Here is a 25,262-nt window from a genome sequence, read left to right as displayed (position 1 = left end):
CCAGAACAGCAGGCAACGAGAAATTACGCGGTCCTGGAGATGCACGGGTATTTATGCAAGCGCGGCTGATAATAGGCATAAGCGGAAAGTCAGCAGGTGAGCTCCTGGCGCGAGCATACGCGGGCCACGCAGAAGAAGAAATAAGGTTTTATGTTGCACCTATCAACCGATAGGTGTTAATCGGTACGTAACGTAAGGAAGAGGGATGGTTCGAGCATCGTGGACATTTGTCATTATCCTTATATAAACGAGACGGCAGAGAACGTCCTCAGCATTGGTGAGGACGAGGTCAGAAGACTCTTCGAGCATCTCCAGGATGCGGATTGCCTCGTGCTCACTGCTGAAGGGCGTTCAAAGGCCGCACTTCGGATCGGCATCGGGCAGATCCACAAGGAAGTGAAGATGGTGGAGGACCTCGACTTCCCGGGTCGCAACATCCTGGTCGCAGCACCCGTGCTCGCCGAGCGGTACAATAAAATTAGCCTGGTGATCAACACCAGCAGCGGAAAGACCACCACGCCCACCTCGATCGCGCACGATATGGCGGGCTATATCAGCAAGCACGACGCTAATGGGCAGTTCAGCATCGATGTCGTTACCTCCAAGCCGCGGTCGTCCATTGGCCGGATCGGGCGGAAATACGGCACGCTCCTCAAGCTCAGCGGTGCTAAGAGCAAAGCGGAGAAGACAAACCGGGTGCTCATACGCGGTATCATGAATGACGTCTACGAGCTTGCCAGTATGGTACTCTTTCAGAAGATCAAGGAGGCGATCAACGACGGCCGCGATTACCAGTGGGTGATTAGCGAGATCAACCGCGAGATGACCATGGTGGGCCGGCTCATTGACGAATACGTCAATTCCGAGGTGTACCGGACCCTGGCGAGGAGCATGAGCACGCGCGGTCATGTCACCGTCGGCGGTGGCGGCCCCGCGAAGAACGTCGCCGAGATGACGGTAATCAGATTGCAGCATGTGAAACGTGCTATGGGCGATCAAGCGTATCTGAGCGGCGAATTAGCGCCCAAACCGCGCCGCGGCGACTGCCTCTTGCTCGTTTCCTGGAGTGGCGAGAACAAACCGCTCATCGCGTGGCATAAAGAGTACCGGGCCACGGGCGCCGATACCTTCTCGGTCGTCGGGAATAGATCCGCGCTCTCTGAGGCCACCCAGAGCATGATCCTGGAGAGCCCGGTGACACAGTTTTATATGCGCGCTGCCTTCCTGCTCAGTCCGCTGCCGCTCTTGCTCGTCGCGAATTTGCAGAAGGACGGCTTCGGGCTGCCGCCTGAGATCATGTACTGGTACCACAGCTCCACCGAATAAGAACAAACCACTTAACTGATTGATACGGAGTACGTACGTACGTACGTATCAGGCGATCACTCACAGACGTTCATCACACCTCGCGCGGCGAGGATGCCGGTAGCAGCGGCGTTCACAATGTCTCGCGATAAACCCGTGCCGTCGCCCGCAGCAAAGAGGTTCTTCACCTCGGTCTCCATGTTCTCGTCTACCTGCATCCGCATTGCATAGAACTTGATCTCGGGCGCATAGAGCAGGGTCGAGTCCGACGCAACCCCAGGTATGATCTCGTTCAGCTTCTCCAGACCCTCGATGATGTCCATCGTGATCCGGTGCGGCAGTGCCATGGAGATATCACCGGGCGTGACATCAGTCAGCGTATTGCGTACCAGATTCCGCCTGATTCGATCCCAGGTTGACCGCCGCCCCCGTCTCAGGTCGCCCATGCGTTGCAGGATTGGCTTGCCACCGCCGATGGTCGTCGCCAGTTTCGCAATCGAGCGGCCATACCGCGTAGTATTCTCCACCGGTTCAGTCAGCGCGACCCGCACGAGGAACGCGAAATTCGTATTCTTCGACTTCTTGCTCTTCATCGAATGACCATTAACACCAATAAAGTCGGTATAATCCTCCTTCACCACAAATCCGCGCTCATTGGTGCAGAATGTGCGTGCGAAATCGTCATAACGCTTCGTTCTGATATGGAACTTCGGATCGCGGTTGATCCGGGTCACAGGATTCATGGTGATTGCCGGCACCTCGACCCGGACACCGACGTCGATCGCCGCGTATTCCGCTGCGATCTGGTGCTTTTTAATGAGCGCATCGACCCAGGTCGCACCAATTCGCCCGGGCGCGAGAAGCACGCACTCACCCTTGATCAACTCGCCCGTCTCAAGGAGCACGCCCCGACAGATGCGACCTCCCTGCGCCTCCTCGATCAGCAAGTCGCTCACTTTCGCATTGAGCAGGAACTCGATGCCGTGCGCTTCTAAATCAGCTTTAAAAGCTCTGATCACTGCTTTCGTCCTGTCTGAGCCGATATGTCGCTGCTGTATCTCGATGAAGCTGGCGCCGACCGAGGCCGCGCGACGCTGTAAATCCTCCACTTGCTCATCGGTACCGCCGTACAGCTTCTTCGGGGCGCCGTATTCGAGAAAGATGCGGTCAACCTCCTTCACTAACTGCCATGCGGTCTCGTGATCACAGAATTCCGCGAGATCTCCGCCCACGTCCGGTCGCAGATTGAGTGTGCCGTCCGAGAAGGTGCCCGCACCGCCAACGCCGCACATGATGTTGCATTCTTTACAATGACTGCAGTAGCCCACTTCCTCGATGAAGCAGCGGCGCTCGTCAACGTCCTTGCCTTTCTCGATCACCAGGATCCGCTTGCTCGAGCCGCCCTCGCCCATCCACTGCGCGGCAAACTCATGCGCGGCAAAGAGCCCTGCCGGGCCTGCTCCCACTATGATAACATCATAAAAATCTCGCGTCATCTCTCGGGCACGCAACGGGCCGGGAGGGATTTGAACCCCCGGCGGGCAGGTTAAGAGCCTGCTGCTCTACCTTACTGAGCTACCGGCCCCACAATACCTTAATCCCACGGTTACTTAAAGGTTAAGGGGGTCTTGCCTCCTTCACGATCCTCTGATCTGCACAAATGTAACGAACGGATCGAACCATGAGCGGGAGAAAGAGAGAGAGAGAAGCACGAAAGCTCAGGAAAAATCGAGCAGCGAGAGCTGCCGCTTCGCTACTGGCATCGGCGCTGAATCAACCTCGTACGCTCCGAAGCCTTCGTGCAGCTGCGCCTGCGGTTCTGGTTTGAGCTGAATAACGCCGTATTTGCCGCCACCACCGGGCATAATAACGAGGGTCCCGTCCCGGAAGGCTTGTATTGCCGCCACGACCTTGCTTATGGTATCAGCAGTGATACCACCGGGTAGCGCTTCGAGTGCCGCAACAGGCGCGTCAACCAGAACGGAGATCTCCGAGCCGAATTCCGCGAGGAATGCCGCCCAGATATCCTGCACCGCTTTGGAATTCGGTGCTTTTCCGACCGCCAGGCCGATGACCTCTGCCAGCGGGATCAGATGCACATACGAAGGTCGGTGCTCCGGATGCAGACCGTCGCAATCCGCGAGCTCGTTCACACGGTCTCGCACGCCTTTCTTTATCAGGCCGCCGCAGGCGCAGCGCCAGCGGCATGCTATTGCATCCCTCAGCGAATAGTGCGCATAGCACCGTGTGCACGCGCTCTCATTGTATTTGCCCGCAGCCGGTGGGAAGCCCACATTGAGCACCGGCTCCCGACCGCGCTCACGCTTGATCGCTGCTTTGAGCTCCTCGAAACCCGACCCCTGGACAGAAAAGCGGTTGAACTCGCGTGCCAGCCGAATCGGGTAGGGCGAATGGGCATCCGAGTTCGTGAGGAACGTAAGATCGCGTAATTCGGTTATTCTGTCCGCGTAGGACGAATCAGCACTCAAGCCCAGCTCAACAAACGAGAGATACTCCATCATATCACCGTAGCATGCCAAAAGCGAATTATGATAGGCGTACAGCGCAGTCCACGGTGTGAATGCATGACACGGCCCGATCAATGCTTCCGCATCACGCGCGTACGCGGCGATCTCCGTGCCGGTCAATCGAAGCGTGGGCCGGCCGTCAGTCTCGATATCAGGCGAGTGTGTCCTGAAAACCTCAAACAGCTCCTCGGCCTTTGCGATCGTCGGCACGATAAGCAGATGGTGCACCCGCCGCAGATCCTCGACCTCCACAGTGAGCACGAACCGCGTGGCCGGGCCATTGGCGTCGCTCGTGAGATGAAAGAAGCCGTCATCTTCCTCTAACTGCTTGAGCTCAGCCAACCACCGCGGATGGAGACAGTCGCCCGTGCCAATGAGCTGGATTCCCTTCTTTAACGCCTGTGCTGCAATCGTTGGTAAATCCATCTGCGGAGAAGTAGCCATTGAATACCGCGAATGGATGTGCAGATCGGCAGTAAGAATCATTCAGATCAATAGCGGGGGATGGATTCGAACCACCGATCTCCGGGTTATGAGCCCGACGGGATATCCTAACTACCCTACCCCGCTTTCGCTCACTCAGCGCTGCTGTCTTGAGTGAATAGAGAATAGAGAAGAGCGCATATAAAGATAAGATAGAAGGAAATAAAAGGTTTCGCTGTGCCAGTCAACCCTCCCGTTGTAGCCAGCCAGCCCATGCGAGAGGTGCACCCTAACCTCCTCATGGTGTAGCGCACGTCCCTGTTGAGTGACAGATGGTCCGGTCCGTACGCTCTGACGACGTCCGTGACAGCAGAAGCGAGCGGGCCAATTTCAGATGCCGCGCTCATCGGGAAATGTTACCTGAAATAAGCAATCTTTTTATATACAGCGGTTAGAGATAAGCACGTGATAACAATGGAAGATACTATAGTGAAGGACGCGCACGTGCTCCTCCATCCTATACGGTTCAGGATTGTGGAGCTGCTTGCGGACAACCCCATGCACATAAACAGGATTAGCAAAGCGATGGGCGAAGAGCGGCGACTCGTCTCTTACCATCTGCTGACGCTGGAGGAGTATGGATTCGTGGATAGCAGGTACGAGATCTCCGAACAGCCGAAGTCGAAGAACAAGGCGATCCGGAAGTACTGGGTAACCGACAAAGTTAATACGGTTATTTCCGAGCTGAAGAAGATATAAATAAGAAAGACACGACCAGGATAGGGAAGAGTTATCTTCCTTTTTACTCCCTCCACCCACGGGTGAAGGGTATTCGAGGCATGCGTCCTCAAGCCGGTGGAGATGCTTGGAAGGACGACTCTGCTTCGATCCTTTCTCTTTTTTTTCGTTCTATCTCGCTCTTTCGCGCTCTTTTTCTTGCTTAGCACGCGCTTCTGCGAGATTTTATTTTCTCCCCCGATAAACAAGTCTGAATGCGCCCGACTAAGAAAGAGCGGAAAAATCACGCGCAGTTAGCCAGACACCCGAAATGAAGTAGATAAACGATACCGTATGAGTTACAAATGAGCACGAAACGGAAACCGAGAGAAGTGTGAATGACCAGGATACTGGGCGTTTTCAATACCGCATGCGCGGTCGAGCTTGTGGTACGGGGCCTGAGCGTGCTGCAGGATCGCGATAACGCCCATTTCTGGCTCTGCACCGACGAGAGAGCTGTAATGGCACGCGAACTGCGCGAACTGCGCGAACAAGAGGCGAAGGCGTTACCGGGTACCCTGCATTGCATTGCCTGCGCCTCACGCCAGCCAGTTCATTCACGCATAACGGGCGTAAATCGGCTCGTTGCCGATGCCGAACTCTACAACATGCCTGAACTCAAAGAGCGGTATCAGCTCGAAGGCGAAACGAGCAACGCCGTGCTCCAGGAACTGCTCGAGAGAGCACAGCTCAATGCACATATGATCGATGGTGCGTATGCATGTGCGTTCTGGACCCGTACCGCTGCGGACGAAGAAGCGCTCTATCTTCTCCGGGATCTCCTGGGCTTGCGGCCGCTCTGTTTCGCGCATGCCCATGGAGGGTTCGCATTCGCCTCCGAGAAGAAAGTGCTCGAGGCGATGGGCTTTCCCCACGCCGTTGAGCTCGAGCCGCGGATACGGCTGCGGTACCGTTTAAAAGGAGACCGGTTGCAGTTCCTCACCCAAGGAGATTTTCCCGTGACGCCTGAACTCACGGGGCCTGAACAGCACCTCAAAGAGAACGTGTTGCGCATGCTGCGCGCGAGTATCGCGAGACGGGTACCGCAGGATGAGAAGGTCGGCGTGCTCTTCTCCGGCGGTGTGGATTCCACGCTCCTCGCGTACCTCTGCAAGGAACAATACGCTGATTTCGTCTGCTACACCGCGGTGGTAGACGACCCAGCATGGAAACCGGCGGAGGATCTGCGGTACGCGACCCGAATCGCCGCGGATTTGGGCGTGCCTCTGACCATAACGAAGATCGAGCTTGAGCAGCTGGATACCCTCCTGCAGAAGGTAGTCCCGCTGCTTGACGATCTGGACGGCATCAAGGTGAGTGTCGCACTGCCCCTGTACGCGGCCGCTGAGCAGGCGAAGAAGGACGGTGTGGCGACGGTGCTCTACGGGCTGGGCACTGAAGAGCTCTTCGCAGGCTACGAGCGTCATAGACACGTGCGACCAGAGGCGGTGAATCGGGAATGCCGCTCGGGGCTGCTGCTGATGCATGAACGCGACCTTTACCGCGACGACGTGATGGCGAACGCGCAGGGCATCTCACTGCGTGCACCCTTCCTGGCGCCTGAGCTCGTCGCCTACGCGTTACGAATCCCTGCGGCATATAAACTGGCTGCCGGCGAGGACAAGGCCATTCTGCGCGCGATCGCACGCGACCTCGGCCTGGCAGAGGCGGCGAACAGAAAGAAACGCGCGGTGCAGTATGGCGCGAACGTAATGAAGGCGCTGGCGAAGCTGGCGAAACAGGCCGGTTTCCGGTACACGCGCGATTACCTGCGCACGTTCTTCCCTGCGCGTAACCTGCGGCTGGGCGCGCTCTTCAGCTCGGGCAAGGACAGCACATTCGCGCTCTGGCTCATGCAGAAGGCAGGCTATCCCGTCGAGTGCCTGATCACGATCAAGAGCCAAAATCCCGAGTCCTATATGTTCCACACGCCTGCCGTGGAGCTGAGTGATCTGCAGGCAGAGGCGATGGGCATGCCGCTGATAACGCAGGAGACCGCGGGCGAAGAGGAGCAAGAGCTCGAGGATCTGTGTACCGCGTTGAGAGCAGCGAAGCAGCGCTACGGCATCGAGGGTGTCGTCACCGGCGCGTTATGGAGCACGTATCAGAAGGACCGCATCGAGCGCATAGCAGGAGAAGAGCAACTCAGAGTCTTCTCACCGCTCTGGCATATACACCAGGAGACCGAGCTGCGGCTCGTCATCAACACGTTCGCGGTGATCTTCACGGCGGTCAGTGCCTACGGACTGGACAGCAGCTGGCTGGGGCGGCGGATAACAACGGCTGACGTCGACCGTCTGGTAGCGTTGAACGAGCAGCTCACGAAATACGGACGGCGGACAGCAGGCCTGAACATCGCGGGCGAAGGCGGCGAATTCGAATCGCTGGTGCTCGACGGCCCGCTTTTCAACAAGCGACTCGTTATCAAGGAGAGCGAGATACGTGAGGAGGGCGAGCATACCGCGCGATTGCTGGTGAAGAAGGCTGTGCTGGAAGAAAAACGCGCTCAATACCAGTAACACACGGTTACGGGGCTTGACACACACCCGCGGAGAGCGAAGTACAAGAGCGAGTACAGCGGTTCATACCGGTTGTGAAACGTTCTTAAACGGCCTTAAAAGCAGGAATTGGACTTTTTATATCAGGGATATTAGTATGTGTGAGAGTAGAACGTGGTGAATGAACGATGGCTACCGAGAAGAATGAGATCTTGCTTAAGGTGAACCAGGTGTACAATCCGCCACGGCACGTGGTGGCCGCGGCGTATATCCAACCTGAAGAGTACGAATCGCTCTATGAAGAATCAATACAGGATCCTGAGCGGTTCTGGGCACGGATCGCGGAGGACGAGCTGTACTGGTTCCAGCGATGGGCGGTGGTGCGTACGGGCGAGCACCCGAACTTCCGGTGGTTTGTCAACGGTAAGCTGAACATCACCTACAACTGCCTTGACCGGCATATCAAGTCGGGCAGGCGGAACAAACTGGCCTATATCTGCACGAACGAGGACGGTGATGAGGTGAAGGTAACGTACGGCGAGCTCCTGGATAAGGTCTGCCGCTTGGCCAACGGTCTCAAGACGCTCGGGGTGAATAAGGGCGACCGAGTGGCGATCTATATGCCCCAGATCATCGAGCAGGTTGTGGCGATGCTCGCCTGCGCGCGTATCGGCGCGCTCCATTCAGTCGTTTTTGGTGGGTTCAGCGCTTCTGCACTGCGGATGCGGATCAAGGAGGCAGGTGCGAAAGTCGTGATTACCGCGACGTGGACGAAACGGCGCGGGAAGAAGATCAATTATAAGATGAACGTTGATGAGGCGGTTGAGAATTTACCCTTCGTGGAAAAGGTGATCGTCGTCCAGCGCGAGGCAGACGATTACGAGCTTGTGGAGAAGGAGATCGACTTCCATGAGCTGTTACAGCGCCACTCGCCCTGCTGCGATGCTGAGGTGATGGATGCCGAGGATCCCCTGTTTATCCTGTATACGTCCGGCACGACCGGCAAACCCAAGGGCGTGCTCCACACAATCGGCGGCTACAACCTCTTCACGCATTACACCACCAAGATCGTCTTCGATCTCCATGAGAATGACATTTACTGGTGCACCGCAGATCCCGGCTGGATCACGGGGCACAGCTATCTGGTCTACGGCCCGCTCTCCGTGGGCGTCACTTCGGTACTCTTCGAGGGCGCACCTGACTTCCCGAACCCGGGCGTATGGTGGTCAATCATAGACCGGTACAGAGTGAACGTCTTTTATTCCGCTCCGACGGCAATACGGCTGTTCATGAAATACGGCGAGACGTGGCCGCGGAAGTACGATCTCTCGTCACTGCGGATTCTGGGCAGTGTGGGCGAGCCCTTGAACCCGGAAGCATGGGTCTGGTTCTACGAGCACATCGGCAGCAAGAACTGCGCACTGGTCGATACCTGGTGGCAGACCGAGACCGGCGGGCACATGGTCACCACGATCCCCTCGTACCGAGCGAAGCCGGGCAAGGCGGGCAAGCCCTTCTTCGGCGTCGTGGCCGATGTGGTCGATAAAAAAGGGTGCTCGATCGAGCCCAACACTGTCGGGCATCTCGTGATCAAGGAGCCCTGGCCGTCCGGGCTCAGAACCTGCTGGAACGAGCCGGAACGCTACGAAAAGTACTGGAACACGATCGCACCGTACTATCTCGCGGGCGATCTGGCGACGAAAGACGAGGACGGATATATCATGATACTCGGGCGCGCGGACGACGTGCTCACGGTCTCAGGACACCGTATCGGGACCGCGGAGGTCGAAAGTGCTCTGGTCTCGCACCCTGCGGTCGCGGAAGCAGCGGTCATCGGGAAGCCGCACGAGCTCAAAGGCGAGAGCATCAAGGGCTTTCTCATCATCAAAGAGGGGCAGAACAACTCCGAGAAGTTGATCCCTGATATCAAGCTCCACGTGCGTCGCGAGCTGGGCTCATTGGCAGTGCCTGATGAACTGGAGATTGTGGACTCGCTGCCGAAGACGCGAAGCGGGAAGATCATGCGACGCGTGCTCAAGGCGCAGGAGCTCGGTATGGACATCGGCGATATCTCGACGCTGGAAGATTGAGTGGATAAGTAAGATGAGCACCGTGTGCGCTCTGAGCAACCAGACGATGTCCAAGCGATCGATAACCTCCTGAAGAGGGTTTCGGCGGCACTGAAGAGAGTACTCTGGTTCACGCACTTGGGCATCCGACTAATTCGTGCCGCCCCTGTCACTGATTGCTGAGGAGCAAGACGAGGAAGGATAGAAACATATCGTTGCTATATCCTCTTCAGCCGCGTTAACTCGTGCCCGGCTCGCTGCATGCCGCACGGGGAGGGTCGAGTAAGATTCAGTCCACCCTTTGAAAGGCGGTGTGACCGCTTTAGCACCGAGCGATCCGAAAGATCACGAGAGTCCGAACCCAATTTATATATCCCTTTTTTCAATGAGATCTTTCAATTTGCTTTTCAATACAGGGATATCATTCTCGACGGTGTCTACTTTTCTATTCTGACTATAGCATCTAAAATATGCTTCAAATATACAATGTCTTCTTTTTTCATCCGTAAATCGTCTTCATCTCTCTTTTTATCGTATCGATTAAATAGGGACTTATGGATTTCTCTGTTACCAAATCCACTTTTATTCCCAACTCCTCAGACAACTCTCGTTCTATTTTCACGAGTTGAAGAAGGCTTTTTCTCTCTGAAAACTCCACAATAATATCTATATCACTTCCCGGTTTTTCCTCACCTCGGACATAAGAGCCAAAGACAGCCACCTTTTGCACCCCATGACCTTTAAGGAGACTGGCGATTTTTTCGAATAGTTCTTCCCTATTCATGTTTTTTATCCGCCTATAGCGAGGGTTCGGAATTTCGGACCGCCCACCAAGACGGGTTACCTTACACTAAACGTCAGTACTCATCAAAAATATACCTTTCGGACTCCACGAGCAAAGCGGCCCTGGCCCGATTACAAGAGCTTCTCCCTGCTGTTAGGTCCTGCGCGTAGAAGGGCTACTCTCACGGGTGCTTACCCTGCATGCGCCCTCGTCTTGGAGGCCGCGCATGCGTTGCAGCCCCGCATAAAACGCAGGCAAACGGACTACACGCTTTTCTGCTGCGTTTTTTAAAAGGTAACGATTTTATCGCAACCCGTTACGATCTCATATAAATCCTTCATCGTTGTTAAAGGACACATTTCTGATCCTTCGGAGTTCCGAATTTTAAGACACGAGCCGCAGGCGAGGATACAGCCACCGCTAGCAATAAACGTCCGCATCTGGTCCGTCACCTTAAATTTCTCCGTGTCAATGGATTCACACTCAACGCCTTTGCCGAGCAAGAACACTTTTACTTCATCTCCCGAGCCCAAAGCAAAATTACCAAACCGAAATGCGTTCCATACACTTTCTGGGTCGTTAGAGTACACCACTATCCCGATCCTCATTTTCTAAAACCTCTTTTGGTTCTGTCAGTAGGTGCTCATAAAAAGGTTACTCTTTTTCAGCAATTTTATGAAAGCGCGCTTTACGTGCACGCTACCGCCTTCACGGCTGGCGTTACTTTTCTCTTCTGTGCGGAGCGGCGCTCGTCGCGTAGAATACCCTGCGCGCGGCTCCACGCGCATAGCCGCCAGCCGCGTGGGCCGCACTGCTCAGGCCGCATGAGGATGTGCCGTATCGAATCCTCTGCATAGAGCAGCTCGTATAAGTCCAAGGCATTTGAAATTACGACATCAAAAGTATTATCTGGAAACGGGATATCCTCAAAGGTCCTTAGTCTGAAATTGACAAAAATCTCAACTTCTAATTTGATTGCCATCTGATTTGCAAAGTTAATAGCAGGCTGAGATGGACCTGTTCCCACCATTCTCATGTCATCTTTGAGGTTCTGCATCTTAATGAAAGCAAAGGGTATTGTACCAGGACCTGTTCCAGTATCCAGGATATAACCGCCTTTATTGGGGATTAAATCAAAAATTGGCTCTAATAATGGTTTAGCAATTTCAATCATTTCGTTTAAATGATCAAAAATATAACATTAAATTTAGCAGAATAATAGTCAATTGTAAAGTTTACAAGCTTATTTCTATGGTGACTCAGTCTTATATCCCCAGTTATTTTTCAGTTTTTATTTATCCTGCCACGTCCAAATTAGTGCTTCTCAAATCGCTCACCTACGTTATCCCACTGTGTACTGTATTGTAACCGTTCAATGGCCTTTCTGAGCGCGTCTATAGCCAGGTGGGGGCCCAAATGCCACTGCACCGGAAGTTCCCCTATATCCTCGAGCACAGTGTTCTCTGTTATCTTCCTGGCTTGTCGCAGCGTCTTTCCCTTAATCATCTCCGTGACCGCAGAGCCTGATGCGAATGTTCCTGCAGACCCCTGGGCTTCAAATTTAGCATCTGTTATGATACCATCCTCAACCTTCAGGTATATCCTCATACTATCGCCACAGGGACCCCCAAAGGAATCCACGCCCTCGACACCCTCAATTACACCAACATTAAGCTTCTTCAGGTAATAGTCCACGACCTTCGCTGAATATCCTACCGCCCTCAATACTTCCACTAATCCCGCTTCATTTGTCATAACGCCACCACCCCCGGAGGATGATCGTAGATACCAATCACCAATCCGCTCTTCACGTTGCAGTTGACCTCATTGTGCTTTACATGACCTTCGTGATCCCTGCAATCGTCTCTAAAAAGGTATCGAGCTCCTCAGCGGTATTGTAAAGATAGAGCGATGCTCTGACCGTCCCATTTTTCAGCCCCAAATGGGTCATCAGCGGCATGCAGCAGTGATAACCGGCCCGCACCATAACGCTCGCCGTCTTGTCGAGCATGAATGCGACATCTTGCGGATGCAGGCCGTCAATCGAGAAAGAAACCACGCCTAGCCGATCGCGTAAGTTCAGGGGGCCGTAAACCTGCACCTTCTCGATCGCGAGCAAGCCCTCCACGAGGCGTTCGGTTAGCCGTGCCTCGTACGCGCAGAGTTTTTCAGACCCGATCGCCGTGAGGTAATCGACCGCACGACCCAGGCCGATCCCGCCCGCGATATGCGGCGTTCCTGCTTCAAAGCGCTCGTAACCGGCGATCGGAGTAAACGCATCCCGGGAGACCGTTTCGATCATCCCGCCGCCGAAGAAGGTGGGCTCTAACTTCTGCGGATCCTTGAGCCAGAGGACGCCGGTACCTGTAGGGCCGAGCATTTTATGACCGGCGAAGGCAAGAAAGTCACACCCGAGCTCGTTCACCGCGATAGGAAGGTGTGGAACGGACTGCGCGCCATCAACGAGCAACAACGCGCCGTTACCGATCCCGTGCGCTCTACAAATCGCCGCGATCTCTTTGACGGGCGAGATGGCACCCAGCACGTTTGAGACATGCGTGACCGCAACCAGGCGCGTGCGCTCACTCATGGCGCGCTCGAAATCCGCGAGCTCGAACGTGCCCTCCTTCGTCGGCTCTACAAGTTTCAGGACCACGCCGCGCTCTTTCAACCGCAGCCAGGGGAGGAAATTGGAATGGTGCTCGAGGAGCGTCGTAATCACCTCGTCACCCCGTTTCCAGGGCAGGCCGTAGGCGACCATATTGATCGCTTCCGTCGTATTCTTCGTGAAAATCACCTCGCCCTCGCCGCCCGCGCCAATGAACTCCGCGACCTTTCGGTGTGCGTCATTATACCGCTGGGTCGCCTCATGCGCCAGCCGATGCGAACTCCGGCCCACATTCGCCTTATACTCCCGGTAGTAGCTCAAGACCGCCTGCAAAACGGGCTCAGGCGTGAGGCTCGTGGCGGCATTATCGAAATAAATCAGGTCACGCAGAATAGGAAAGTCCGCTCTGATCGCGTCATTCATCGTGAGATCCACACCTGTCGCAGCTATCATTTAGCTTGAGACATCCGAGCATAAAAGAACTGGCTGGCGGGTCATACTGGGAGGACTGCGAGTGCTTGCGCCCGGCTGGTAGTGGGTAACGCCGGTCCTCGAGCCAGCGGTATGAAGCTGAGCGTCGAGGATTGTCCGCACGTTCGCGGAGCGCAAGGATGACTACGCCTTCCCGAACCGCGAACGACGCACGAAGCGACGCGCTGTTCTTCACCGCAGGCGCCGAGCGAAGATGTGAGACCACCATACATACGTGATCCCAAAAACCACCGCAAATAACACCGCTTTCAATACCGTTCCTACTAAAAATACCGTACCGCCCGTGAAATAATCTAACAGCAGCCAGACTACCACTGCGGTAATTGTCGCAACGATTGTTGGCAGTACTATTTGTTGGCTCATGATAAGTTTCACAAAAGGCATCGGTACTATAGTTGCTGTTAAAGCGAGGACGGGAGTTACAGTTCGCACGCGTTACTGTATTCTCCTAACGTCGATCGTAAGTAACGTGGTGATCCCTTTTTTGCTTTGCGCGCCACTTCGCCTAGCGCACGCAGTATCGTGGTAACGCAGTAACCCGTTACACCGCGCGCACGATGCGAAAGCCTATGTCGTCGCAGTGGATGGTCGGGCTGGCGCAGCCGCGGGACGCGGAACGGCAGTAAGCAGCGACGGTGCGCCAGCTACCGCCACGGTAAACCCGAAGCGAGCTGGATTCACCCTCCCAGGCGCTACCGTCGGTCGGCGCGCCGTTATAGCCTTCATGGTAAAGATCCTGCACCCATTCCCAGACGTTGCCGTGCAGATCATAAAGCCCCCAGGGGTTCGGCTTTTTCTCACCCACCGGATGCGTTTCAGTGCCTGAATTATCAGCGTACCACGCGTACTCGTCGAGTTCTACAGCAGAATCGCCGGACGAATAGCGTGTGGTGGTGCCCGCGCGGCAGGCGTATTCCCATTCGGCCTCTGAGGGCAGCCGGTACGTATCCGTGCCTTCTTTCGCGTTGAGCTTCGTTATGAACTCCTGCACGTCTTCCCACGAGACCATCTCAACCGGCAGGTTGTCGTCACTCGCGAAGAACGACGCGGGATCTGAGCCCATCACCGCACGCCATTGCGCCTGCGTAACTTCATAAGCACCCATGTAGAACGCATGCTGAAACGCTACCCGGTGGAGGGAACCTTCGTCATCGTCTCTACCCGCTTCGTTCATGGGCGAGCCTATCTCAAACGCGCCTGCGGGGATCAGTACGAACTCCATACCGATGGAATTGGTGTACGTAGCGGACGGAGCTTCCTCCACGCAGCCCGGAACAAACAGCGTAGCAACAAGAATGGCTACCACCGCAAGAATGCACCGTCCACATTTCCTGTTCATTGTACCACGAGCTGGGACATCCCTAAGCGTCCCATCGCATCATCAAAATGTATTACTTGAATATTTAACTATAGCACTGAGATATGCAGAGGTATGAAGCGTGTGTGCCGTGGCAACGAGGGTCAGGGTGAGCGATTGCGTACGCTTCTGCGGGCTCTGCATTGCTCCACACGGTGGGTGATCATCGAGTGCATTGGCGACGGTGCAAAGAGCACGAAGGAGATACAGGAGTGCTTACGGGAACATGAGGAAGACATGACGGCGCCCTGCCTGTATTACCATCTCGCGGAACTGAAGAAAGCGGGTATACTTGCGGTTTCAGGATACAAGGAGGAAGGCGGCGGCGCTCCTGAGAAGGTCTGGAGCTTGAAATCACGTCGTATCGTGATAGACCTGCTGGAGGGGGCAGATGGACGCAATCGAAGTAACGGACCTAAGCAAGAGGTATAACGGGCTCACGGCAGTTGACCGTGTGACCTTCACCGTGCAGAGCGGCGAGGTTTTCGGCTTCCTTGGCCCGAATGGCGCGGGAAAGACAACGACGGTACGCATGCTCACCGGCGTGATCAAGCCTGACGCCGGCGAGGCGCGGGTGCTGGGGCATGATCTCCAGAAGGATACCGCGAAGGCCAAGGCCGTTCAGAGCGTTGTCCCCGAGACGGCGAATGCCTATGTGGATCTGACGGCGTGGGGTAACCTCATGCTCATCGCTTCGTTATACGGCATCCCCCGGCATGACGCGGCGCAGCGAGCAGCCACGCTGCTCAGTGAATTCGAGCTCTATGAGCGGCGCGCGAGCAAGGCGAAGAGCTTCTCGAAGGGTATGAAGCAGCGGCTCATGCTCGCTATGGCGCTCGTGAGCGATCCTGCAGTGCTCTTTCTGGACGAGCCGACGAGCGGCCTCGATGTCCAGAGCGCGAGATCGATCAGGCAGAAGATACTGAAGCTCCGGGATGAAGGGCGGACCGTCTTCCTCACGTCCCATAACATGCAGGAGGTGAGCCTGCTCTGCGATCGTGTGGGGATCATCAACCACGGCAAGCTGGTTGCCCTTGAAAGTCCTGAGATGTTGCGGCGCCGGCTCGGTGGTACGGTAGCCGTGGAGTGCAGCTTTGACCGACCACTCAGCAGCCCCTTACCTGGTGCCGAGCGTGTGGGTGACGCTTACCGGATGTATACCACGGACCCGCACGAAGTGATCAGCGCGATCGTGGACTTCGCCACGCGTAATGGGTTGAAGCTCCTCAGTGTAAACGTGCAAACACCCTCGCTGGAGGACGTCTTTGTGAAGCTAACAGGAGGTGCATCGGAATGATCTGGAAGGTCCTGGCGATCACCAGGAAGGACATCCAGCTCTACTACTATAAAGGGCCCGTGATCGTCTTCGGGGTATTGTTCCCCCTCTTTCTCTTCTTCGCCTTCTCCATCGGTCGCAACTTACCCGCGGCGTTCCTCATTCCCGGGCTCACGGCCATGACCCTCTTCTTCACGGCGACCTCGGTCTCGCCGGTGGTCATGCCGTGGGAGACGCAAATGCGAACGCTTGAGCGGCTCATCTCCTGTCCCATCACGATGCGAACGCTGATCCTGGGCGATATCCTCGCCAGTTTCATATTCGGCGTCTGCATCTCCGCCGTGCCCGTTGCTGTGGGCGTTGCGCTGGGTGTCGGCGTTCAGAGTCCGGTCATTTTACTCGCGGCGATCTTTCTGGCCGCGTTCTGCTTCTCCTCGCTCGGCTCGCTCTTCTCCAGCCCGCCGACGAGTTTAGTCTCCAACATCGTGATGCTCTCCACCTTTGTGAAGTTCCCCGTGATCTTCATCAGCGGCATCTTTATCCCGATCGAGCAGATGCCGGGCTGGGGTGTCGCGGTGGCCTCACTCTCACCACTAACCTATTTCACCGATCTGGCACGGTTCGCCCTGCAGGGCGTGGCCTATTATCCGCTCACGGTGGATTTCGCGGCCTTGCTCAGCTTTTCCGCACTCTTCCTCATCCTCGCGGTGAAGTTGCATGAACGCGCATTGCCGAAACGATTTTGAGCCACGCGAGCGAGGCCTGCTCTTATTCCCTAGGTTTAGGAGCGAACAAGCACGTGCCGCGGATCTCGAAATCAGAGCGGGTGCTTGTTTGCTGCAATGGCGACCTTTTGCGAAAACGAGAGCACGGTTGCGCGGACAAGACAGGTATGGGCGTTCGTAGGCTATCGCGCACGCGGTATAAGCACCTGCCGCCGTGCTTTCTCATTTGCGAGTATCATCGAAATAGCGCCCGCGAGCGCATCGGGCCCGTCATCGTGCGCTGCAAGCGGATAATGGACCAGCTGCTCCACGAGCTCGGGATAATCCTGGTTCCAGGTGTCGAGAGAGAGCAGCTGCCCGTAAGAGTAGTACGGCTCGATCGCCTGAATGCGGGCGAGCTTCGGCGTGGTATGCCAGACGAGTTTGTACGGGACAGTGACCCGGGCAACGTGTTGCCGTTCGCGCAGCACGAGCTCGAAGCTGCAGGGGTTGGGGTCTGATTTGGCTTTATCGAGCGAGTTCGCCTCGATCCCGACCTGCTTGTAATTGAAGAAGCCCTGCAGCTCGATGAGCTTGTCAATGAGCTTTGAATGCGCCGCTCTCGAGAGGTCGCAGTGGAATACGACCCACGAATCCTTGTAGTTCAGGAGGGTGACGATCGCGGAATAATCGTTGGCGCCCAGCGCTGGGTCGCAGAACGCGAACGCCTCCGCACGCTGCAGATCGATCTCGGACTTCGCGATCTTCTGCAGCGCTTCGAGCTTGAAGACCTGATCTTCTTCGGGGATCGGGCGGTTCAGGTACTGGCAGGCGAACAATAAGGTGCCCTTCTCTACCTTGAGCGCGTGGAGTTTTTGAGCTGGAAGCACGAAGGGGAACCGTGGCGTGGATCCATCCTCGTCGTAGCATGACTCACACTGGATGTAGTACCGGTATTCTTCAGGGAGCCTCGGATCGATCTCGTTGATGATATATGAGTAGACATCATCAAAATGCCAGTGCGTGCCCACGACCACGAGCTCACTCTCCGGCGTGAGCACGGATACGAGATCATTGAACCACCGCTTCTTCTTTTCACGGATCGAGGGGCTTTCGCGATCCTCAATGTTGCACAGGTCATCCACGATGATGAGATCGTAGTGCGCGGAGACGAGATTGCCGAGCGCGCCGACGGTGGCGATGCTGGGTTGGCTGTAGCTGCGCGTGCGCGTATTGAGCACGATGGCTTTTGTCTTTGCTGACCGGGGATCGAGTGGCACGGTATTGAAGCAACTCCAATAGAGGCTGATGAGCTTCTCGTTCCGGAGATACTGGCCCACGATCTCGTTGAGGAAGGCCTCGGCATTTCCCGCAGTCGCGTTCACAATCAGTATCCTGAGATTCGGATCACCGAGCAACCGCCAGATGGGGTATGACTTGGTAAAGATCGTTGATTTGTACGTATGCCGCGGCTCCAGCCAGAGCGAGCGTGTATGCCTGCGATCCAGCTCGTTGCACCAGGCATGATGCGGATCCTCCGCCAGCCGCGAGTACCCTAAAATCCTGCTGGCGAAGCGGAAGAGGTCGAGACCGCGCTGCTCTCCCGGGAGCTGGACCTCGAACCTCATTCCTCGCTCACACCACCCGCAGGCACACTGCTATCCCCATCCTGCTGCTTCCGGGACTGCTCGGGGGGATAGCAATCGTCGAGCCACCGGTAAGAGATGTGCTCGTCTGTGCTTCTCGCTGGACGTATGCTCTCCAGCTCCTTGAGCGCATGCGCTGTTTCCTTGATCGTCTGCGCGATTTCCCTATGCGCGTGTACGATTTCCTTGAGTTCCTCACCGCTGAGTTCAGGAGCGCCTGGCTTGAGCTTCTCCATCAGCGCGCTTTGAATAGCTCTAGTAAGGTCATTGTTATCCGCAATGGCGCGCTGTAACCCGTTGAGTACTTCGTTTTCTGTGGTGTACGTGGTGATCGCTTTTGACGCGATTGTCTTACGGTCACTTCCCGCTTCTTCCGCACGCCGCGTCAACACCGCATACGCATCCTTCGAGATCACGATCGTCCTGTGGTCCCGAACCGGCTTCTTGCTCTTCCTTACCGGAATTACCGCTCCACCGGCGCGTGCCGCTGCGCAGTCCGCACTCATCTGCGCGCACCCACCCTAACGGGCGCGTGCCGGTGTTTCGGTAGCAGCAATCGCCCAGGCGAAAGCGAAACAGCCGCGAAGGCGCTGCGATACCATACCTGATTGCCATCGATCACCTTCCGTTCGACCCACCGCATATCCGCCCCGGCATCGCCTTTTGACCTTGCCATGAGCATCATGTTTGTGCTCACGAACCTACCCGCGTTTAAGGAGGCCCACGTTTTGACCGCTCACAGAAACCAATAATAAGAGTCCGGTACGCTTTTTGACTGCTAACTGAGCTAATTTATAGCGCACCGTAAACGTCGCGCAGCTCGGCCAGAAAAAATGTAGTGCACGCCCCCGCGAAGCGGGCCCGCGGCGAAGCGATTTCTTCTTCCGTCTTGGCTTCTGGTTGTGCGGCACAGAAGCACGGGGTCGTACCGCGCGTAGAACCCGTCCTCATCCTTCTTTCTCCACAAGATCCCAACCGGCAATGCCGATGAATGATATTGTGCATTCACGGAATACAGCTATCCTGTACCTCCTATCTTTCCATACACCTCATCGATGCGTGCTCTGCCCTTAACTTCGCTCCGTGGCGCGGCTAACCGCGCAGTGCGCAGGCCTTTGACCATATCGAGCTCTTTCGTTAGCGCGTCAAGATCGAGCGCCTGCAGATCTGATTCAGTCTTCGTGTCCTGCAGCGTGGTGAGCTCTGCAACGAGCGCGTCCTTCTCCGCTTGCACGAGCTCGGCGAGCTTCTGCTGCAATGCGTCACGCTGCGCGACCGCTTCGTCACGCTGCGCCGCTGCTTCCGCGCGCTCGCGCTTCAACCGCGCGACCGCGTCCTTCGCTTCCTGGAGCTGCGAGACTGTAGCGGACTGATCGGGCTGTTCTGCAGGTTGCTCTGCGCTTTCGGTTGTGGTGGTGGGCACGATATTGAGCCCGCAGCCGTCCCGCGACGAGCACCGGCCTTCCGCGCAGACTGCGACGTGATTGAGGAAGATCTCGCGCTGTACCGCGTTGTATTCCTTGCCGTCGCCGAGCGATCCGCGCGCTTCGTCGCTCGTATCGAGCGTGCAGAAGTACCCGGGCGAGACGTCGCTGAGCTTCTCTGCCTTGATGTCCGCGATCAGATCTTTGTCTGATATTTCGAGTATGCCGGTGAGCACGTCGCTTTCTGCACGCGGATCGCGCAGGAATCCGAGCACCTGGTCGCGCATGGTCACGATCCCCGCCTTCGGATGGTCGCGCGTGACCGGTATGCCGTTAGCGAACCGCGCGGCGGCTTCGAGCTCGCTGAACGGCTTCACCGCTTTGATCGCGCCGTCGTTGTAGCCATAGACGTGCTTGGAATGCGCGATGGTTGCGGGCACGCGGAGCGTCCCGTCTTCTTCGGTCGCCTCGTCGAGTTTCAGCGCGAACGAGTCGGTGAACTGCGCGATTGAATCGTTCTCCGCCGTAGCGTCCTCGTCTTTCTGCTCGGGCTTCGGATACTCTGATTTGTAGCCGTGCGGAAGCACAACGACGTCAACGTTCGTATACTTGATCGGCTTCTCTTCGGGCAGCGGGTATTCGCCATCCGCTCCGGGCCGGGCTAAGGCCTGCAAGAGTGCATCGAGTTCGGCTTCTTCTTCAAGAGCCATTGCTGGTCTTCACTGAGAAGACGAAAAACAGCAACGCGCTTAAGGAAGCCGAAAATAGGGTGGGTTTGAGGCGAAAATTTAAATATAAAGAAGAAGATAATTCTGATTGCAGATAATTTGATTAAAAGAGGGGGTTTTGAGGGGGTTCTTAGCAATGTCCGAAAAATATATCAAGTTTGAAAACGTCTCACTTAAGAATCATCCGACCTATAATGAATCATGGGTTCAGGATAAAATCTCGGAAGATCCATCCATTCTCGGACTCGGTGATTTGCTGCTAAAAGATAGGGAAAGGATTTTCCCTAGAGCTGGTCGCCTCGACCTTCTACTACAGGATCCTGATTCATTTAGAAGATACGAAGTTGAAGTACAGTTAGGGAGCACAGACGAGAGTCACATAATTCGTACAATAGAGTATTGGGACATCGAAAGAAAAAGGTATCCTAATTATGACCATACGGCCGTATTAATTGCAGAGGACATAACTAGCAGATTTCTCAACGTCATAAGCCTGTTCAACGGATTTATCCCACTTATCGCTATACAAATGAAAGCAGTAAGATATGAAGAAAAAATTTCTCTGATATTCACAACAGTATTGGATCAAATGACACTAGGATATGAAGAAGAAGATGAAGAAAAAGAACTTGTCGATAGAAACTATTGGGAGAAAAAGAGAGGGACAAAGGAGACAGTCGCTCTGGTCGACAAGCTACTAGATTATATTCACACTTTTGCTCCAGATTTTGATCTTAATTACACCAAATTTTATATTGGGTTATCACAGGAACGACAACCAAAAAATTTTGTTGTTTTCAGGCCCCAAAAAAATGCTTTGAGATTAGAAGTAAGAATGAAAAAATCTGAAGAACTTAAAAATGAAATTACTGAAAGTGGGCTAGATTTAATGGATTATGATAAATGGGGACGGTATCGCATTAGATTGTCAAAGTCTGACGTTACTAACAAAGCAGATTTCCTAACAAACCTCCTCAAAAGATCCTATTCTGAAGCCTTTGAGTGAAAGAAGAAGCATTCTAATTCTCTTTAGCAATTACCTACTCATTCCTAGCGTTTTCTAGGTGGCACCTCATAGCGTTGAGAGAACGCTTCCGCCGCATAAAGGATGAGCAGGGTAACATTATAATGACGTAGGTTCCCCGCAATGGGGGCAGTATAAATCAGTTTTTCTTAACATATAGCCGCATTTTACACAACGATCTGATTTAGGTTGATATAATGTTGATGCGTTGATGAACTCTGATACTGTGACCAGAACTGTCTCTGGGGTGATTTCCATTTCATTAATCGACTGATTCATATATTCTCGTAAACGAGTCTTTAAATCATTTACTTCAGAAGATAAATTAGATAGTTGTTGCTCATGAATTTCAAAAGCTGAGGAAAATATATCAATTGCTTGTTGTCCGTACATTCTATCAACCTTATCATACCAATCATCCCTACACTGTTTCATCATTTTTCGCTTTTCTGGATTTGCTCCATAAATTGCGTGGCAACTCGAACATAAAACTATTGCGTTTTCTATGTCTGAAGGGCCATCTGGACTTTCGGGAATAATGTGATGCACTTCTAAACTCAAACCGGATCTTTTGCAAATGCAGCACTGAAAAGCTGCTTTCTTTCTAGCTTCTTGTTTTATCCGTTCTGAAAATGGCATACTTATTATTTTTGAACAAGCATATTAAAGCTTTTCGGAACCTTGGCGTTTTCAAAGGGCATCTCAGCGCATTGAGGACGTTGAGCTACAAATGAATCGGATCCCCCTTCATCTTCACTCATTCATATTAACTCGGTTCGCTTTTCTTTTTCTTCCCGATGTGACCGCATAGCAGTGCTTGTAGTTCGGTTGCGGGTATGAAGTACGCTTTGCCCTCGTCAGGCGAGAAGACATAGCCGGTCCTACCGTTTTGGATGGTTGAGTAGAGCATCATGGCCACTGCGTGCCGTCTATACGCACGAACGTCCATAACTTCGAGTCTTTCTGCTTCGCTACGACCCAGACGCCCTGAAGTTTTTCGCCTTTGAGCCGAAGTTCTAAGTGCGTCGACGAGAGGCCGTCCCTTACAATGGCTGCACCCTGATCGAGCACGGAGATCGTGGAGGGCGTATTCTTCGTGGTGTTGAGTAGCGAACGCGGGGGCACTTCGCCCTCAGTTTTCCAGAGCTGGATGATGCCTTTTTGTACGAAAGGCAGGCACGCGACACGGCTGTTATGGATCGGGTCGGAGTCCAAACCATATTCGATGCATTGGTTACCGCGTTTGAGCACGACCCAGAATATTGCACGGGAAGGCCCCTCACGTATCACCTTCTGGCCTTTCCAGATCTGCTTCAGCAGCTTGAACTGCACCGGACCTAACACGTCATCCAGCTCCTGCAGTTCGCACAGCGTACGCTGTATATCCTCTGTGCTTGCACGTATGCTCGTGATTGCCTTTTTCGGGGCTGCTGCAGCAACTCATCCCGGATTGCGCGCCGCTTCGCAGGCTCCTCGGCATGCCAGTATTGATATGCCCGCGGGACTTTACTGCGCGCCTTCCGAGGCAGGCAGGATACGCCCTTCGGCGGAACCCATACCTTCTTGACTGCACGCTCAGAGAGCACGTACGGAAACCTTTTCTTTATAAGAAAAGCTTTACCAAGAGAACTTAATTTCGATCTGATACCTTCCAAGGTTTGACTTATATCATATCAAAGTCTGTGCAGTATCGCGCGTGCTACTCATTTACGCTCGGAGCGCTCGAGCAGCTCCCGTATTCGCACCAGTTCCTGGACGATCGCCCCGGTGCCCGTTGGTGCTTCTATCTCCTCGGCTGCGTAGGTCTCCACGGCCGTGGGTTTCTTCTTTTTGATGTACGCCATGATGAGCGCCCGCAGCGGCTCAAAGTGCTCGATCCCGTTCATCCTGATCTCAGCCTGGGCCTGCTGTGCTGAATAGCCCGCGGTATGAATGCGAAGCGCCGCGATGCCGAGCATCCTCGAGATCGGGCCCTGGATCGTGTCGATATTGGTGATCCGGTTGTACGGCGCGATCCCCGACTGCTGGAACCACACGCCCCGCCGCCATTCCACTTCATCATTCGTCAGTTTGTACCTGATCGTCCCGTAATACCGGTAAATCCAGTAACCGATAAAGCCGAGCACGACGAGCAGCGGGAGCAAAAGCAAGAAGATGATGAATAAGCGCACATTATCCGATACTTGTGGCATGTAGAGCACGAGCGGGACGAACCAGGGCAGCACACCAATGAGGACGCCGAGGAGCAGATAGATGTAGTAGAGTGTTCGCAACTGCGATGCTGGCCTGAATTCCTCGTCGAGCGTGACAGCAAAGCTGGAGTTCATAATGCTCTCGTTTGTAAGACGCGGTTCCTGCTTTAAATAAACACCCTGTGCGATATTATGTCTTAGGCTGGAAACGAGATAGTGGCGTTCCTGCTTCTTACATGGTCCGACGCGCCTTCACAAAGTGCATGCACCGAATACTGAAAAGCACTACCGCAACGTTTATCCTCAATGAGTGTATATAGAGAAGTACATACGGAGTACACAATATCTATCCCTCCACAGTTACAATTCAGCAGGTCGGATTCCCCGGGAAGCAGTGCCAGTATAAAAGACCTGAACATGAATATCGACGTCGAATATCTGGAGTATTTATGGCCGATGCGGCACTATCTGATCACCTGCGGCGACGTTAAAGAAGAAGCGAACATCATCGCGGTTAGCTTCTGCATGCCCGTCTCCAAAACGCCACCGCTCATCGCCTGCGCTATCGGCCGAAGCGCCCATTCACTGAACCTCATCGAGCGCACGCAGGAATTTATCGTGAACGTGCCGACCAGAGTGCTCGAGCCGAAGGTCTACTACTGCGGGTATCATTCCGGCGCGCACGTCGATAAATTCAAAGCTACTGGCTTGACACCGCTGCCCGCACGACAGGTAAAAGCGCCCATCATCGCTGAGTGCGTCGCGTGGATGGAATGCACCGTGCAGCAAGAGGTAGAAACCGGTGATAAGAACCTGTTCGTTGGTGAAGTGCTCGAAGCGTACGCAGATGACACGGTGGTGCACAGAAAACATACAGTCGAGTACGCGCAGGGCGAGTTCCCCCGAAAGATCTACGGGACACGGTTTGTATAGAGATGATACAAGAGAGAATAGGTGAAGGGTTCGGCTCTTTTAATACACTCTTTCTCTGTGATCAATTTTCACAACAACAATACGCTGTTCTGTGTAATTTATCCGGTAAAGAATGCTCTATATCTTCTAACGAACTCAGCTCACCGCGTGCTTCTCGCTCCACACTTTCGTCCAGCAACTTCTTTTCCTCGTTACTCAGAAGCGTATCAATATCCACCACGTGTTCTCGGATCTCAACCAGCTCCTTTTCTATCCGAAGAAGCCGGTCAAGTATTTGTTGCTCGATTGCGGTATCCAATAGTAGAATAGGAGGGGCGGGCTATTTAAATGCTCTTTCATCGTTCGCCACCATGATCTTCGCGTCGTGTCGAGCACCGGGGACGGTCGAGTACGCGCATGGTACACGATTTGGCTGATATAAGATACAACCAGAGAGGCGTTAAGCTGTACGATGGCGCACCAGAGCAGACCACAATTACTCTACGTCAATAACC

25 protein-coding genes and 2 tRNA genes are annotated in these 25,262 nt (G+C 54.4%); 9 read left to right on the top strand and 18 right to left on the bottom strand.

What is annotated here, in order from left to right:
• Positions 1-219 precede the first annotated feature (219 nt).
• Entirely contained in the window at positions 220-1,326 is a 1,107-nt protein-coding gene (locus ENN68_07880; GenBank protein ID HDS45988.1) for a hypothetical protein, read from the top strand.
• 56 nt (positions 1,327-1,382) lie between these two features.
• On the opposite strand, the gene ENN68_07875 is transcribed toward ENN68_07880, so the two are convergent.
• The 4 genes from ENN68_07875 to ENN68_07860 form a co-directional block, all read right to left on the bottom strand.
• Positions 1,383-2,801 carry an NAD(P)/FAD-dependent oxidoreductase gene (locus ENN68_07875; GenBank protein HDS45987.1) on the bottom strand — a complete coding sequence of 473 codons (1,419 nt, stop codon included), beginning with the start codon at positions 2,799-2,801 and terminating at the stop codon, positions 1,383-1,385.
• A gap of 15 nt (positions 2,802-2,816) precedes the next feature.
• Positions 2,817-2,890: transfer RNA gene (locus tag ENN68_07870), tRNA-Lys, on the bottom strand.
• A 133-nt stretch (positions 2,891-3,023) separates the two neighbouring features.
• Positions 3,024-4,319, bottom strand: a complete 1,296-nt coding sequence (locus ENN68_07865) for a TIGR00375 family protein (protein ID HDS45986.1) — start codon at positions 4,317-4,319, stop codon at positions 3,024-3,026.
• A 9-nt stretch (positions 4,320-4,328) separates the two neighbouring features.
• Positions 4,329-4,403: transfer RNA gene (locus ENN68_07860), tRNA-Met, on the bottom strand.
• A 327-nt stretch (positions 4,404-4,730) separates the two neighbouring features.
• Between ENN68_07860 and ENN68_07855 the strand changes: the two genes are divergently transcribed.
• From ENN68_07855 to acs, 3 genes are all read left to right on the top strand, one after another.
• The gene (locus tag ENN68_07855; protein HDS45985.1) at positions 4,731-5,015 is read left to right on the top strand and encodes an ArsR family transcriptional regulator; all 285 of its coding nucleotides are present in this window, start codon (positions 4,731-4,733) and stop codon (positions 5,013-5,015) included.
• Between the two features lie 356 nt (positions 5,016-5,371).
• On the top strand, positions 5,372-7,552 hold the full coding sequence (locus tag ENN68_07850; GenBank protein HDS45984.1) for a diphthine--ammonia ligase: 2,181 nt from the start codon (positions 5,372-5,374) through the stop codon (positions 7,550-7,552).
• A gap of 167 nt (positions 7,553-7,719) precedes the next feature.
• The gene (gene acs / locus ENN68_07845; protein HDS45983.1) at positions 7,720-9,621 is read left to right on the top strand and encodes an acetate--CoA ligase; all 1,902 of its coding nucleotides are present in this window, start codon (positions 7,720-7,722) and stop codon (positions 9,619-9,621) included.
• Positions 9,622-10,099: 478 nt separating this feature from the next.
• Here the strand turns inward: acs and ENN68_07840 are convergent, their stop codons facing one another.
• From ENN68_07840 to ENN68_07810, 7 genes are all read right to left on the bottom strand, one after another.
• Positions 10,100-10,384 carry a hypothetical protein gene (locus tag ENN68_07840; GenBank protein ID HDS45982.1) on the bottom strand — a complete coding sequence of 95 codons (285 nt, stop codon included), beginning with the start codon at positions 10,382-10,384 and terminating at the stop codon, positions 10,100-10,102.
• A gap of 287 nt (positions 10,385-10,671) precedes the next feature.
• Positions 10,672-10,986: a sulfur reduction protein DsrE gene (locus tag ENN68_07835; GenBank protein HDS45981.1), complete on the bottom strand. Its 315-nt coding sequence runs from the start codon at positions 10,984-10,986 to the stop codon at positions 10,672-10,674.
• Between the two features lie 86 nt (positions 10,987-11,072).
• Positions 11,073-11,558: a class I SAM-dependent methyltransferase gene (locus tag ENN68_07830; GenBank protein ID HDS45980.1), complete on the bottom strand. Its 486-nt coding sequence runs from the start codon at positions 11,556-11,558 to the stop codon at positions 11,073-11,075.
• A gap of 140 nt (positions 11,559-11,698) precedes the next feature.
• Positions 11,699-12,139, bottom strand: a complete 441-nt coding sequence (locus ENN68_07825) for an iron-sulfur cluster assembly scaffold protein (protein HDS45979.1) — start codon at positions 12,137-12,139, stop codon at positions 11,699-11,701.
• Between the two features lie 79 nt (positions 12,140-12,218).
• Positions 12,219-13,415 carry a cysteine desulfurase gene (locus ENN68_07820; protein HDS45978.1) on the bottom strand — a complete coding sequence of 399 codons (1,197 nt, stop codon included), beginning with the start codon at positions 13,413-13,415 and terminating at the stop codon, positions 12,219-12,221.
• Between the two features lie 240 nt (positions 13,416-13,655).
• The gene (locus ENN68_07815) at positions 13,656-13,847 is read right to left on the bottom strand and encodes a hypothetical protein (protein HDS45977.1); all 192 of its coding nucleotides are present in this window, start codon (positions 13,845-13,847) and stop codon (positions 13,656-13,658) included.
• A gap of 178 nt (positions 13,848-14,025) precedes the next feature.
• Complete coding sequence (locus ENN68_07810) at positions 14,026-14,823, bottom strand: formylglycine-generating enzyme family protein (protein ID HDS45976.1); 798 nt, start codon at positions 14,821-14,823, stop codon at positions 14,026-14,028.
• Between the two features lie 93 nt (positions 14,824-14,916).
• On the opposite strand from ENN68_07810, the gene ENN68_07805 reads away from it, so the two are divergent.
• The 3 genes from ENN68_07805 to ENN68_07795 are packed head-to-tail and all read left to right on the top strand — an operon-like array spanning position 14,917 to position 16,863.
• Positions 14,917-15,273: an ArsR family transcriptional regulator gene (locus ENN68_07805; GenBank protein HDS45975.1), complete on the top strand. Its 357-nt coding sequence runs from the start codon at positions 14,917-14,919 to the stop codon at positions 15,271-15,273.
• Positions 15,233-16,138, top strand: coding sequence for an ATP-binding cassette domain-containing protein (locus ENN68_07800; protein ID HDS45974.1), 906 nt, complete (start codon positions 15,233-15,235; stop codon positions 16,136-16,138). The genes ENN68_07805 and ENN68_07800 overlap by 41 nt, the downstream gene beginning before the upstream one ends.
• Entirely contained in the window at positions 16,135-16,863 is a 729-nt protein-coding gene (locus tag ENN68_07795; GenBank protein ID HDS45973.1) for an ABC transporter permease, read from the top strand. Before ENN68_07800 ends, ENN68_07795 begins: the two co-directional genes overlap by 4 nt.
• 161 nt (positions 16,864-17,024) lie before the next feature.
• Here the strand turns inward: ENN68_07795 and ENN68_07790 are convergent, their stop codons facing one another.
• The 3 genes from ENN68_07790 to ENN68_07780 form a co-directional block, all read right to left on the bottom strand.
• On the bottom strand, positions 17,025-18,449 hold the full coding sequence (locus ENN68_07790; GenBank protein HDS45972.1) for a hypothetical protein: 1,425 nt from the start codon (positions 18,447-18,449) through the stop codon (positions 17,025-17,027).
• Positions 18,446-18,973, bottom strand: coding sequence for a hypothetical protein (locus ENN68_07785; GenBank protein ID HDS45971.1), 528 nt, complete (start codon positions 18,971-18,973; stop codon positions 18,446-18,448). The genes ENN68_07790 and ENN68_07785 overlap by 4 nt, the downstream gene beginning before the upstream one ends.
• 512 nt (positions 18,974-19,485) lie before the next feature.
• Entirely contained in the window at positions 19,486-20,601 is a 1,116-nt protein-coding gene (locus ENN68_07780) for a DUF2213 domain-containing protein (GenBank protein HDS45970.1), read from the bottom strand.
• 154 nt (positions 20,602-20,755) lie between these two features.
• Between ENN68_07780 and ENN68_07775 the strand changes: the two genes are divergently transcribed.
• On the top strand, positions 20,756-21,625 hold the full coding sequence (locus ENN68_07775; protein HDS45969.1) for a hypothetical protein: 870 nt from the start codon (positions 20,756-20,758) through the stop codon (positions 21,623-21,625).
• Between the two features lie 117 nt (positions 21,626-21,742).
• On the opposite strand, the gene ENN68_07770 is transcribed toward ENN68_07775, so the two are convergent.
• The 3 genes from ENN68_07770 to ENN68_07760 all read right to left on the bottom strand — a co-directional run bounded on the left by ENN68_07770 (position 21,743) and on the right by ENN68_07760 (position 23,970).
• Positions 21,743-22,282, bottom strand: coding sequence for an HNH endonuclease (locus ENN68_07770; protein ID HDS45968.1), 540 nt, complete (start codon positions 22,280-22,282; stop codon positions 21,743-21,745).
• 270 nt (positions 22,283-22,552) lie between these two features.
• Positions 22,553-22,987, bottom strand: coding sequence for a hypothetical protein (locus ENN68_07765; GenBank protein ID HDS45967.1), 435 nt, complete (start codon positions 22,985-22,987; stop codon positions 22,553-22,555).
• Positions 22,988-23,346: 359 nt separating this feature from the next.
• On the bottom strand, positions 23,347-23,970 hold the full coding sequence (locus tag ENN68_07760) for a PH domain-containing protein (protein ID HDS45966.1): 624 nt from the start codon (positions 23,968-23,970) through the stop codon (positions 23,347-23,349).
• 171 nt (positions 23,971-24,141) lie between these two features.
• Between ENN68_07760 and ENN68_07755 the strand changes: the two genes are divergently transcribed.
• Positions 24,142-24,768 carry a flavin reductase family protein gene (locus tag ENN68_07755; GenBank protein ID HDS45965.1) on the top strand — a complete coding sequence of 209 codons (627 nt, stop codon included), beginning with the start codon at positions 24,142-24,144 and terminating at the stop codon, positions 24,766-24,768.
• 61 nt (positions 24,769-24,829) lie between these two features.
• Here ENN68_07755 and ENN68_07750 read toward each other — a convergent pair whose 3' ends face one another.
• Positions 24,830-25,066 carry a hypothetical protein gene (locus ENN68_07750; protein ID HDS45964.1) on the bottom strand — a complete coding sequence of 79 codons (237 nt, stop codon included), beginning with the start codon at positions 25,064-25,066 and terminating at the stop codon, positions 24,830-24,832.
• Positions 25,067-25,262 lie beyond the last annotated feature (196 nt).

This window comes from Methanomicrobia archaeon (assembly GCA_011049045.1).
In the GTDB taxonomy this organism is placed as follows: Archaea; Halobacteriota; Syntropharchaeia; order Alkanophagales; family Methanospirareceae; genus JACGMN01.
The sequence above is the reverse complement of the archived record's forward strand: the minus strand, read 5'-3'. Positions and strand labels throughout refer to the sequence as shown.